The sequence below is a fragment of the Oribacterium sinus genome, assembly GCF_014202695.1.
GTDB lineage: Bacteria > Bacillota > Clostridia > Lachnospirales > Lachnospiraceae > Oribacterium > Oribacterium sinus.
Window position 1 is genome coordinate 118,061 of sequence record NZ_JACHHH010000002.1, and the last position, 12,604, is coordinate 130,664.

Here is a 12,604-nt window from a genome sequence, read left to right on the forward strand (position 1 = left end):
TGAATGCAGGGGAGTCTGAGAAGGTACCCCCAATTTCAGACCTATATTGCTTAGAAAATTTTTTTGATTCATAACGAGTATCATGCGCAAAGCGTGCGATATCTCGTTTTATACAGCCCCATGCATAGAGGATGATTTTTTAGCGCTTACGGCTATAGCCCAGGCTTTTTACTATAGGAGGAAAAGATGAGTCTACAGGACACCCCTCAGGGGGAGCGGATTCATATCGCATTTTTCGGGAGGAGAAATGCGGGAAAATCCAGTTTTTTTAATGCCATTGCCGGACAGAAGCTGTCCCTTACTTCGGAGACTTTGGGTACTACTACCGATCCGGTGCGAAAATCCATGGAAATTCTTCCTCTGGGGCCGGTGCTCCTGATTGATACCCCGGGCTTTGATGATGAGGGGGAGCTGGGAAGCATGAGGGTGGAAAGAACCAAAGAGGTGCTTCGGGAAACGGATATTGCCCTCTTATTTCTTCCCGCAAAGGACCTTCTTCCCGCAGAGGACTTTCTTTTCGCCAAAGACGTTCTGCCTGCAAGGAAAGAGGAGCAGGGGGAAGGCTTTTTCTTGTCAGATATAGAGGGGCAGGAGGAAGTCCTTTTCTTGCCGGAGAAGGAGGCCTCCTACCTTAGACTTTTTCAGGAAAATAAGATTCCCTCCTTCCTTTTGCTTAGTCAGTCAGATAAACTTTCTTCCGAAGAAAGACGGCAGATTGAGGACTGGATTTCTCGGAAAAAGTATACGCCATTTCAGGGGATATTTTTAGTGTCTTCCGAAACCAAGGAGGGAGTAGAAGCAGTAAAGAATGCCTTTGCCCCATTGGCAAGTCTTCAGGAAGAGAAAAAGCGGCTCTTTCACGGTCTGGTGGAGCCGGGAGATTTTGTGGTACTGGTGACGCCCATTGATGAATCCGCTCCGAAAGGAAGACTGATTTTACCGCAACAAATGGCGATTCGGGACATTTTAGATTATAATGGAATTCCTCTGGTCTGCCAGGTGGAGGAGCTTCCAAAGATTCTGGAAAATTTAGGTGAAAAAATCAAGCTGGTGGTTACGGACTCTCAGGCATTTTCCAAGGTGAATCAAACACTTCCTAAGACTATGCCATTGACCTCCTTTTCCATCCTTATGGCCAGATACAAGGGATTTCTAAGCTATGCCTTGGAGGGCTGTGCTACGCTTTCCACCTTGGAGGATGGGGACAGAGTCTATATTGCAGAGGGTTGTAGCCATCATCGGCAATGTGGGGACATCGGTACGGTAAAGCTTCCTCGAATGTTGGAAAAATATACCGGAAAGAAGCTTCAGTTTGTATATTCGGAGGGCAAGGGATTTTTACCGGAGGAGGAACAGGAGCGGGTGAAGATAATGATTCACTGCGGGGCCTGCATGCTTAGTGAAAAAGAAGTGGAGAGTCGTTATCAGGACTTTCTTCGAAAGAAGATTCCCATTTGTAATTACGGACTGGCTATGGCGAAGATGACAGGCATTTTGGAACGCTCCATTGAGATGCTATAATAGAATGCATAACGAGTAGATTAATAAAGAAATCACTAAAGAAGTCACTAAAGAAGTCAATAACGAAGTCAGTAGATTAATAAATGATAAGCTTCATATCGATAATCGATGCATTGCAGTAGTTAAGAAAGAAGGAATTCCCCTATGGTTAAACTCATTCATACCGCAGATTTGCATTTGGACAGTGCATTTCGCTCCCGCTTCACCAAGGAAGAGGCGGAAAATAGGAGACAAAAGCAGCTTATGGCTTGGAAGGAGCTGCTGTCCTTTGCTGTAGAAAAAAAGGTACAGGGAATCTTGATTGCCGGTGATCTTTTTGATAGTCCGGTGGTTTCTCATGGAACAATGGACTTTTTCCTATCCACTATTTCGGAGCATCCGGAGATTTCCTTCTTCTATTTAAGAGGAAACCATGATACGGAAAATACCTTCCGCTATCAGGAAAATCTGCCGAAGAATCTCTTTCTCTTTTCGGAAAAGGGGAAGAAATACCGTTTAAACGATAGATTACTTTTGGCGGGGGTGGAGTATGGTACGGAGGAGGAATCCAAGTTTCTAAAGCTAAAAGAGGAGGACTGCAATATCCTCCTGCTTCATGGTGCCCTGTATCAGGGAACGCCCAAAGGAGAGGCTGTTCAGGGAGAGGAAGGCATTTTCCTGAAAAATCTTGAAAAGCTTCCCCTATCCTATATCGCCCTAGGGCACATCCATAAGGGGGGAGAAGGCAAGTTAAATAATGGCGCCCTTTGGGCCTATCCCGGTTGCCTGCAAGGAAGAGGCTTTGACGAGGAAGGGGAAAGGGGATTTCTGTATCTGAAGGTAGAGGAAGAGAAGAAGGAAATCCGAAAGGAATTTATCCCCATTAAGCAGGGGGAGTTCCGGATTTTGGAGATTGAGCTTTTGGAAGATGAGGGAACTTTGGCCTGTCTGAAAAAGATAGAGGTGGAAATGGAGAAGGCCGGCATTGCCAAAGAGGACAGCCTTCGCATTATTTTAAAGGGAAAGAAGGGATTGGAGCAGGAGAGAAATCTTCGTTACCTGCAATTACAGCTTCAGGACAGCGTATTTTTCTTGGAAATCCGGGATGAGTGCGAGCTTAGTTGGAACCGGGAAGAAGCCATGAAGGAAAAGAGCCTGAAGGGAGAATTCCTGCGGGTGTTGGCCGCTGCGGATAATCTTTCCAAGGAAGAGCAGGAAGAAATCATTGCCTTAGGAATGGGGCTTTTGCAGGGAGGAGAACTATGATTATAGAAGCATGCCACATTGCCCAATTCGGAAAATGGAAGGATGCGGATTTTTCCTTTTCTCCCGGAAAGAACAGTTTCCTCTGGGATAACGGTTATGGAAAAACCAGCTTTATCTACTTTTTTAAGCTGATGTTCTATGGGGTTTCCGGGGATAGAAAACAGGACTTGGAGGAAAATGAACGAAAGCATTACATGCCCTTCCAAGGAGCATCCTTTGGAGGACGGATCATTTTCCGTATCGGAGAGAAGCGTTATCGCTTGGAAAGAAGCTTCGGGCTAAAGAAGTCTGAGGACAGCTTCCGACTTTTTGATGAGGACAGCGGAAAGGAATCCAAGGATTATTCGGAAAATATCGGAGAAGAGCTTTTTTCTTTGGACGCAGAGTCTTTCCAAAGAGTTTGCATGATTAGCCATGAGGATCTTCATTTTTCCATGAATTCCCGTATGCATGCCAAGCTTGGCAATGTGGCGGAGGATCAGGAGGATATGAAGAAGTTCCAGCAGGTGCAGACGATTCTTAAGGATGGCATCAATGCCCTGTCTCCGAACCGTCGCACCGGAAACATTTTCAAATTAAAGATGCAGGAAGAGGAATTGTCCTCCGGACTTTACGGAAAAGAAGCTTTGGAAAATGCAGTTCTTTCTATAGAGAAGGAAGTGCTTTCCCTTACGGAAAAGGAGGCCCGGCGAAAGGAAGAGGGAAAGGCATTGGAGGCGGAACTTAGTCAAAGGATTTCGGAAAAGGATTCTTTGGGGAAGTGGATGTCCTATGCCCAGAAGAAGGAAGAATGGGAAAAGGCGGAGTATCGTTATGAAAATGCTTTAAAGTGGTACTATCAGGATCGCTTTTCCGAAATTCCCGAGGAGAAGAAAGCACTCCTTTGGAAGGAGGAAATGCAGTCTCTTCAGGAGCAGATTCATTCTATAAAGAAGGAAATTGAAAAGGTATCGGAAGTCAGCGGGGAGAATGTCGATGTAGAGGTAGAAAAAGAAGGGGGAATAGTGCTGCCCCTTGAAGAAGCAAGTGTTCCCGGTGCCAGTCGTGCAAAGAAAGATACTTCGAAGAACGAGACCTTTGGGAATGGGACAAAGGAAATGGGACAGTATGGTACTTCTCCTGTAGTGCTTTTCGCTTTAGTAGGACTGGGACTGCTCTTTGTTCTTCTTTTCTTCGGAAAGCTTTTCGGTATGCCATTGGGACTTCCATCAGCCCTATTCCTATTGCTGGGGATTCTTTCCCTTAGTCTTTGCTTCTTCCTTTGGTGGAGCGGAGAACAGAAAAAGCGGACATGGAAAGAAAAGCAGGAAGAGGAAGAGGCCAGACAAAGAAAGCAACAGGCAATACGCTTTGCTTCCTTGGAAGAGCTTCTTTCCCGTTTTCATAAGCTGGAAGATATGCAGGATTTAGAAATGGAAGCAGCAGGTCGAAAAGAAGAGTTCCTCCGCTTCGTGGAAGAGGAAGGAGGAGAGCAGGCCTTTTCTTTATTGGAAGAGAAACAGAAGGAATGGGAGGAAGGCCCTTCCTTAGAGGAGAGTAGGAGAAAGCTGGAAGCTTTCCGAAAAGAGGAAGAAGAAAGAAGGGAAGAGATTCGGAAGAAACGGGCGGAAAGAGAAGCGAAGGTTCGGGATTTGGAGTTCTTGGAAGAACAGGAAAGACTTCTGGAACAGAAAAAAGAAGAGCGGGAGGCCTTGGAAAAGCGCTACAATCTTTTACAAAAGACCAAAGCCTACCTGGAAATGGCCAAGGAACGTTTTGCCCTGCAATATAAGGAGCCTATTCTGGAAGCTTTTCAGAAGTATTTTCAGAGCATCTGTACAGAGCCCCTACAATTCCAGATGAGTGAGGACCTGGAGCTTAGCTTTGTGGACAGAGGATTAAGCCGGGAGCAGGGCTATCTAAGTGAGGGATTGCAGGATCTTTGCCGTTTCTGTCAAAAGCTGGCCATTTTTGATGCCATGTTCCGGGAGGAAAAAGCCTTCTTATTACTGGATGATCCCTTCAGTCATTTGGATGAGAAAAACGGAGCAAGAGCAAGAGCTTTGCTGGAGGAGCTTGCCAAGAGTCGTCAGATTTTCTACTTTACCTGTAGCGAGGAACGAAAGTCATAAGCAAAAGCCATAAGCAAAAGCCATAAGCAAAAGCCATAAACAAAAGCCATAAACAAAAGCCGTTATCGAGAGATAGCGGCTTTTTTCGTGCATTTATAGGTCTTTTGTGGCAAAAAACTTATAAAGAAAAATTATTTTGCAAAAGTAGAATATTTTTTGATTTTTTGCTTATATATTAAAAAAATAACGCGATATACATACATAGCAAAATAATTTAAGAAAAAAAGGAGCTATAAAAATGAGGAAGATAAGAAATAGAGGAATTAGAGAAAAGCCCCCGAAGAGGGGAGAGAAAGGCGGAAAAGCACCGCCGGCGGGAAGAGCTTAAGAGGGTAGCTGCAATACACTCTACTCTTTCGAAAATACGGTAAGAGGACCGGGGAACACCCGTGGGAGCACAGAATATACGGCAAAGAGAGTTCAGCACTATTTATGCCTGAACCGAGGGCGCTGAGAAAAAGAAGAGCCCGTGGTGAGATTCCCCCGTCCCCTTAAAACTTTATAAAAGCATAGCTCCTTTTTCTAAGGAGAAAGAGAAGAATTTCTTCTTAGTAAGAAAATAAACGAAAGCAAACGAAAACAAAAAGAGTATGAAAAAAATTGTCTGCATAGACATTTTTTATAAAGAACGCAAAGTGAGGGATAATTAATGATGAAGAAGAACATGAACAGATTAGCAACATTGGCATTAAGCGGAATGATGGTGCTTTCCACCGCCGCACCGGTATTCGCATCCAGCACCAATATCAACAAGACTGATCCGAACTTAAATACATATTATGGAAAGGAAGAAGCTAACGTAGGTAAGAGTGTAAACAACAATAAGCTGGAAGCGTTAGGAAATACCGTTTCCTTTGATAAGGTAATCCGTGTTGAAACGGACAACAATGAAATGGTAGACAAGCCGGATGTGGTATGGAATTATACGGTTAAAGGAGTAGTAAACGGTCAGAAGATTAATGATGATGGAACACCCACATCCGCAGTATCAGCACCTTTCACTGCAGGAACTACTACAATTTCGGACGGTACTCAAACAATGATTGTTTTAGCCGGACAGGATTCCCAGATTGATACGGCAAACAGTGATTTAAAGGCGGAGTTTAAGGCAGATAGCTATGATCTTACTGGTAAAACTTTAGAGGATTTTAGAGATGGGGTAAAGATCGGCTTTAAGCCGGGTGCCTTTGCTACTCCGGGAGTATATCGTTTCGTAGTAACAGAAGGACCTGCAGATGGAGCCAACAAAGGAGACGTGGAAGCTATGAAGGTTACCGTGGATGGTGCGGCAAAGTCTTACCAGACTCAGCGTTTCCTGGATGTGTATGTACGTCTGAAGGAAGGTAGTACCACAGGAGAAAAAGAAATTTACGGCTACGTTCTCCACAGTGGAGATACTCAGGTTACCAGCAATGCAACAGGAAATAAGCATACCGGAGACAAGAACAGCGGCTTTGACGGTGACAAAGGAAAGGGCGGTAAGAAGGATACCCCCCAGGGATATACCCGTTACACTCCGAGAAAGCTGAAGGTGGATAAGAAAATCAGCGGAATGATTGACAAGAATAACCTCTTTCCCTTCACAGTCAACCTTTTTCATAACAAAGCAGGAGCAGTCAACTTTGACAACGCGAATTTGCAGGTTAAGGTAAAGATGCCGGGAGCAAGCGCTTATACCGTAAAGAAGGCCAGTGAAATCCCCGGATTAGGAGCAACATTAAAGGATGGACAATCCCTGGAAATCATCGGTTTGCCAAAAACCACTACCTATAATGTAAAGGAGACCAACAATACTGCTTTAACCATTAAGTCTGATGTGCGCTTCTCCGAGGATGTGGCAAATCCGGTTCCGGATACTGCGGCGGTATCAACTGAAACAGTGGCTCCTACAGCAAGCTCCACAGAAAAAGGAGGAGATAAGAATTTGTTGCTGAACGATAGCCATGTGGCTTACCACAACCACATTGATGAAATCACACCAACCGGTGTAGTACTGACTGTAGCTCCTTATGCCATGATGTTGGCAGTGGCAGGAAGCATGGGCTTCATGTTCTTTAACCGGAAGAAGGAAGAGGAATAAGTCGTCTATCCCTACTTAGGATAGAGGAGACGGGAAAAGGAAAGCCTTAGGGTTTTTCTTTTCCCCGGATTCTTCCTCATCCCTTTTTTCCCAATCCATCCCGGTCATCCCGGATAGATGCGAGATTTTCGGGAACAAAAGTATTGCATGTATCCCGGGATACAAGAGTAGAGAGGCAAATATGAACATTGCGGTGAGAGCGGCAAGGCTGGGAGATCGCATGATTACCATCTTAGCTGCCATTCTAATGATTCTACTCATGAGCTACGGGGGATTTTCCCTTTGGTACACCTATATGACCATGCAAGAAGGATTTTTAAACAATGACTTAATGTCCTTAAAACCAGTAGTAAGTGAGGATGGCAGTCTAAGCTTTGAGGAACTCTTAGCCTTAAACAAAGATACCAGAGCTTGGATTACCCTGGACGGAACCAATATCGACTACCCTATGGTACAGGGAAAGGATGATATGGAATACGTCAATAAGGATGTGGAGGGAAACTTTTCCTTATCCGGATCCATTTTTATGAGCTATCACAATGCGCCGGATTTTTCCGACCCCTATATTCTGACCTATGGACATCATATGGACAACGGCGGAATGTACGGAGATGTGATGGAGTTCATCGATAACAGTTATTTTGAAGAACATAAGACAGGAACTTTGTATTTGCCCGGAAAGGCAAGGCAGTTAGAGATATTTGCCTGTATGGAGGGAGATGCCTATGACCCCTATATCTATAATGTTATGGATAAACAGGGGAATATGCAGGAGTTTCTGGATTACATCAAAAATAATGCACAGCAGTATAGAGATATTGGGATGAAAGACACGGATCAGGTAATCAGCTTATCCACCTGTGTATCCGCATCCACCAACGGTAGGATGATTGTCTTTGCCAGAATAAACCCATAAGGGGGGTGAGGGAATTTGTTTCGAAAAAAATGTCAAAAAATCTTAGCGGGACTATGTGCCCTCCTCTTAATGGGGACGGGGAAGTCCACGGTACTGGTCTCCAGTGCCAGTGAACAGAAGAAAAATTTCGGCTTGGAGAAGCCTGCAGAAGTGCAGATTCCCTTTGCCATCTCTGTTTCAGGAGAAGAGGTTCCCCAGTCAGAGTTCCGCGTCTATATAGAAAGAGCTGTGGAAAGCCCCAATGCGCCGCTACCCACCCCCTACATTATGGATCTCCACATGGACTCCGGGGAAGAGCAGTTCAGCTTTGGAAAGATGCAGTTTTTAAGTGAGGGTGAGTATCATTATCGTGTTCGTCAGGAACAGCGAAATCATGAAGGCTTTACCTATGACACCACGGTATATTCCGTTGTGATTGAAGTACACAGTAAGAACAAGGACTACAATGGAAATGAAGTATCTCCTTATCTTTATGCCATTGTCCTTGCGGAGAAAGAAGGAGAAGAGGATAAGTCCGGTGAGCTTTTGTTTAAAAACAGCTACTATCGAGACCCCTCCACGCCGGCTCCCGGACCGAGGCCGAAAGGAGGAAATGAAAATCCTCCCGGTAGTCCGCCCAAGAATCCCGGTGTTTTGGGAGTGGGCAGAGAAATCCTAAAACCCATCGAGGGAATCATCAGTCAGGTACCTGCTGTATTGGGTGTGGCCAGAAAGATTGCCACAGGAGATGACAGTGATATGGTATTCTATGGACTATCAGCCTTGCTGGCCATGGGAAGCTTCGGTTTTTGGAGCTACCAGGTGAAGAAGCGTAGTGAGGATGATGAAAATCCCGAAACAGAAGAGTAAAGAGCCGTTCCCTTTCTTGGTTTAGGAGAGAAAGAACGGGAAAGGTTAAAGAAAAACACCTTGGAAAAGAGCTTGCCGAAAGGCGTAAGGGGGCTCCTTCCAAGGCGTTTTTTTATGCTTCACAAGTATTGTCGAAAGGATTGCGGGAAATCCATTTTCTTGCTCTATCTTTTCCTGATTTCTTGCTTTATTTCTTGCTTTATTTCTTACCGGCTTCTTCCTGCTCATTCAGGTTTTTGGAAACCGTCATTTCCTGATTATCGATATGCTCCTTCATCAGAGCCTTTGCACGGATAATGTCACGAATACGGATAGCTTCCAGAATCTTCTCATGTTCGTTGATAAGGGTTCCTCTTTGAGCCTCATCTTTAATATATTCTAAACGATAGCGGTACATCTGCTCCCGAAGATTGTTAATCATCTGAATCAAACGTTTATTGCCGGTGGCATTGTAAATGATGTCATGGTAGGTCTCATCCGCCTCTGCAATTTCCATTTCCGTGCCGGTGGCTACGGCCTTCTTAAAAGAATCCTCCGCCTTATGTAGGGCTGCAAGCTGCTCTTCGTCGATTCTCTGGCAGGCAAGGTCTGTAGCCAGCTCTTCCAAAGCACCCCGAACCTCCAGCACATCCTGCAAAGACTTGTGGGAAATCTTCGCTACCTCTGCCCCTCGTCTGGGAATCATCAGAACCAAACCTTCCAGCTCCAGCTTTCGGATTGCCTCACGAATAGGGGTTCTGGAAACGCCAAGTTTTTCAGCCAGTTGAATCTCCATAAGCCTTTCGCCGGGCTTCAGTTCTCCCTTTAGAATTGCCTGTCTCAGGGTGTTGAACACCAAATCCCGTAGGGGAAGATACTCGTTCATATTAATGGTAAAATCACTACTCATCTATACCTCCTTCTTCTGCCCATGGCTCTGTAAGATATACCTGCTGTGCTAAATGTCGATCCTCGCCATAGCGAAGCGCCTGATAGGCTTTTTCCGCCCGGACTTTATGCTCCAAAGGAAAAAGAGCGAAGACCGTAGGACCGGAACCGCTCATTAAGGCTACTTCCGCTCCGTAAGACAGGAGACGCTCCTTAAGAACTTGTATTTCCGGTCGCATGGCAATACTGACTTTTTCCAAAATATTCCCCATAAGAGGAGTGATTTCCGATAAATCTCCTTTTTTCAGAAAATACAGAAACTTTTCCACATCCGGATGCTCTTCTTTAGGAATGGCACTTACGTTCAAGGCTTCATAAACAGCCTTTGTAGACAGGGAAAATGCCGGTTTGGCCAAGAGAAGAATACAAGCCGGTAAGTTGGGAAGGGGTGTAAGAATTTCTCCGATGCCCTCCGAAAGATAGCAACCTCTGTGTAGACAGAAGGGAACGTCCGCTCCCAGCTTTACTCCTCTTTTCTCTAAATCCTTTACACTAAGTCCCAGAGCATAAACCTGATTCATCAAATGCAATACAGCGGCGGCATCCGTGGAGCCTCCGGCCATTCCTCCGGAAACCGGAATACGCTTTTCCAGTCGGAAGGATAAGCCCTCCTTTATGGAAAATTCTTCTGCCAAAAGCTTTGCGGCTTTTACCATCAGATTATCCTCGCCGGTGGGGAGAAAGTCCAAATTACTGCTTAAGCGAATGCCGGGAGTCTTCTCCCTTGTCAGAAAAATCCGGTCATGAAGCTTAACGGTCTGCATGACCATGCATACATCATGATATCCATCCGGCCTTTTTCTTTTAACATCCAGGGATAGATTAATCTTTCCGTAAGCCTGAATTTGCTGTTCTTCCATGCTTCTTCCTTCTAAAAAATCCTGTATACAAACGCCACTTTATTGTAAAGGTTAAATTGCATTTTTGCAAGTGCAATCCTCTGTGTTACTAAAGTAGATAAAAATAAAAAACTTCTTGACAGGGTGACAAGCTGTCACTATACTGGGCTGGTAAAAATAGTGACAAGCTGTCACCGGTCTACGTTCAAGTAAAAGCTGACAGCCTGCCATTGATAAGAAAGTATAAATCATCACAGAATGTATTGAGGGGAAAGATGCCTACATTAAGATTTTTGAATTTGGAAGAAGAAAAACGAAGGCGAATTTTGGAAGCGGCAAAAAAAGAATTTTCTTCCTATGATTATGACAAAGTATCCATTAATCGCATTATTCAGGAAAGTGAGATTTCCAGAGGAGCTTTTTATACCTATTTCCCGGATAAGGATGATTTGCTGGTGTATCTTTTTGAAGCGGAAGAAGATAAGGCAGTAGGGCATTTCATGGAAATCATGGCACGCAATAATGGGAATTTTTTCCAAAGTATTCAGGAGTGGGTCATCGAAATCGTGAAGATTCGAAAAAAACAAATTGTTCAGGACAGTTTTGCCATGTTCTATCGCTCCGGCTTTTTAAAGAATCTTTCTTTGGCCAGTATGAAAAGTCACATGGACAGGGGAAGACGGGATAATATAGATGTGGTATTAGAAGCAATTCCCAAGGATTATTTTCCCAAGACATTATCGGAGGAGGAAAAGGGCATTGGGATTCAAACCGCATTTTCTCTGGCGTCCTTAAGTCTTTTGCAGTCCTTTTCCATAGAAAAAAGAAAAGAGGGATTATCCGATCCGGAGGATGATAAGGAACAGGAAGCCTTTATTGAACAAATTCTTTATGTATTCCAAAAGCAGATTCAGCTCTTGGAAAAAGCGTTAGGAGGAAAAGAGTAGAGATGAAAAAAGGGGTAAAAATTGTAATCGTGTTGCTTATCCTTTTGGGAGTGGCATTTTTGGTAGGAAGGCGTTTATTAAAGCCGAAGGAGGAAGTAGAGGTCACCCAGCTTCCTTTGGCCACCGGCATTTCCGTGGAAAAGGGTGACCTGTTTATTACAGAGTCTTTGGTGGGTACCATTGAGGCCAGTGAGCAGTATGCGTTGGCTTCCAAGGTTTCCGGAGAGGTTTTGGAAATCTATGCGGAAAATGGTGCGGAGCTGAAAAAAGGAGATAAAATTGCCCGCTTAGACAATCAAAAGCAGATTGATGCAGCAAAATATACTTTGGAGCAGGCTGAGGCCCAGGCGAAGGCGGCATCAGACACCAGAAATCGTTTGGCAAGCCTCCAAGCCTCGGGGGATATTTCCACCCAGGATTTTGAAGCGGCGGATGCCCAGGCAAAGGCTGCGGAAGCTCAGGTAAAGGCGGCGAAGCTGAACTATGATACCCAGGTGGAGTTTGCCACCATTACCGCTCCTGCAGACGGCGTATTGCAAAACAGCATTTTGGTGAAGGATGCCATGATTCCGCAGGGAACTCAAATTGCCAGTCTTATGGGGAAGGGAAAACAGCAGCTTGTGTTTTCCGCAACTGAGGAACTGATGAAGAACCTGTCTTTAGGCCAGGAAGTAAAGGTGGAAAAGGGACAAGAGCAGTATATAGGCTCCATTACCGAGATTTCCGGAGTGATGAATGCCCAGACCGGCCTCTTCACCGTGAAAGCGAATTTAGAGAATTCCGCCCTTCCTGAGGGAAGTCGGGTGAAATTAACTGTAACGAAGGATAGTAGGAAACAAGTAAATCTTCTTCCTTTATCCGTTATTTACTATGACAACGGTTCTCCCTACGTTTATCTTTTGGAAAAGGGAGAGGGTGAGAATGGAAGCATTAAAAAGCGGTTTGTAGAGCTTGGCTTGCAGGGAGAGGAAAAGGTGGAAATACTTTCCGGCCTTACGGAGAAGGATTTGATCCTCAGCTCCTGGAATAATGAGATGTATGACGGCGCAAAGGTAAGACTGAATAGCTCGGAAACAGCGTCTTCTTCTGATGGAAAGACGGCAGGAGAAACAGATAGCAGTACTGGGGCAGTTACTTCTACCGCTACGGAAACCGGAAAGGAGGGCTAA

At 44.9% G+C, this 12,604-nt stretch carries 10 protein-coding genes; 8 read left to right on the forward strand and 2 right to left on the reverse strand.

Going from position 1 to position 12,604, the window contains the following annotated elements:
- The first annotated feature begins 186 nt into the window (after nucleotides 1–186).
- The 6 genes from hydF (at nucleotide 187) to HNQ46_RS02315 (ending at nucleotide 8,722) form a co-directional block, all read left to right on the forward strand.
- The gene (hydF, locus tag HNQ46_RS02290; protein ID WP_183682485.1) at nucleotides 187–1,521 is read left to right on the forward strand and encodes a [FeFe] hydrogenase H-cluster maturation GTPase HydF; all 1,335 of its coding nucleotides are present in this window, start codon (nucleotides 187–189) and stop codon (nucleotides 1,519–1,521) included.
- A 144-nt stretch (nucleotides 1,522–1,665) separates the two neighbouring features.
- Nucleotides 1,666–2,766: a metallophosphoesterase family protein gene (locus HNQ46_RS02295; protein WP_183682487.1), complete on the forward strand. Its 1,101-nt coding sequence runs from the start codon at nucleotides 1,666–1,668 to the stop codon at nucleotides 2,764–2,766.
- Nucleotides 2,763–4,877, forward strand: coding sequence for an ATP-binding protein (locus HNQ46_RS02300; RefSeq protein ID WP_183682490.1), 2,115 nt, complete (start codon nucleotides 2,763–2,765; stop codon nucleotides 4,875–4,877). Before HNQ46_RS02295 ends, HNQ46_RS02300 begins: the two co-directional genes overlap by 4 nt.
- A gap of 649 nt (nucleotides 4,878–5,526) precedes the next feature.
- Nucleotides 5,527–6,957, forward strand: a complete 1,431-nt coding sequence (locus tag HNQ46_RS02305; RefSeq protein ID WP_183682493.1) for a DUF7601 domain-containing protein — start codon at nucleotides 5,527–5,529, stop codon at nucleotides 6,955–6,957.
- A 181-nt stretch (nucleotides 6,958–7,138) separates the two neighbouring features.
- Nucleotides 7,139–7,873: a class B sortase gene (gene srtB / locus HNQ46_RS02310; protein ID WP_007157068.1), complete on the forward strand. Its 735-nt coding sequence runs from the start codon at nucleotides 7,139–7,141 to the stop codon at nucleotides 7,871–7,873.
- A 15-nt stretch (nucleotides 7,874–7,888) separates the two neighbouring features.
- Complete coding sequence (locus HNQ46_RS02315; RefSeq protein ID WP_183682496.1) at nucleotides 7,889–8,722, forward strand: Spy0128 family protein; 834 nt, start codon at nucleotides 7,889–7,891, stop codon at nucleotides 8,720–8,722.
- Between the two features lie 199 nt (nucleotides 8,723–8,921).
- On the opposite strand, the gene HNQ46_RS02320 is transcribed toward HNQ46_RS02315, so the two are convergent.
- Together HNQ46_RS02320 and ispE are read right to left on the reverse strand one after the other, a co-directional pair.
- Nucleotides 8,922–9,611: a GntR family transcriptional regulator gene (locus tag HNQ46_RS02320; RefSeq protein WP_183682499.1), complete on the reverse strand. Its 690-nt coding sequence runs from the start codon at nucleotides 9,609–9,611 to the stop codon at nucleotides 8,922–8,924.
- The gene (gene ispE, locus HNQ46_RS02325) at nucleotides 9,604–10,509 is read right to left on the reverse strand and encodes a 4-(cytidine 5'-diphospho)-2-C-methyl-D-erythritol kinase (protein WP_183682503.1); all 906 of its coding nucleotides are present in this window, start codon (nucleotides 10,507–10,509) and stop codon (nucleotides 9,604–9,606) included. The genes HNQ46_RS02320 and ispE overlap by 8 nt, the downstream gene beginning before the upstream one ends.
- A gap of 254 nt (nucleotides 10,510–10,763) precedes the next feature.
- Here ispE and HNQ46_RS02330 point away from each other — a divergent pair, with 254 nt between their 5' ends.
- Together HNQ46_RS02330 and HNQ46_RS02335 are read left to right on the forward strand one after the other, a co-directional pair.
- Nucleotides 10,764–11,435, forward strand: coding sequence for a TetR/AcrR family transcriptional regulator (locus HNQ46_RS02330; RefSeq protein ID WP_183682506.1), 672 nt, complete (start codon nucleotides 10,764–10,766; stop codon nucleotides 11,433–11,435).
- Nucleotides 11,436–11,437: 2 nt separating this feature from the next.
- Nucleotides 11,438–12,604 carry an efflux RND transporter periplasmic adaptor subunit gene (locus HNQ46_RS02335; protein WP_183682509.1) on the forward strand — a complete coding sequence of 389 codons (1,167 nt, stop codon included), beginning with the start codon at nucleotides 11,438–11,440 and terminating at the stop codon, nucleotides 12,602–12,604.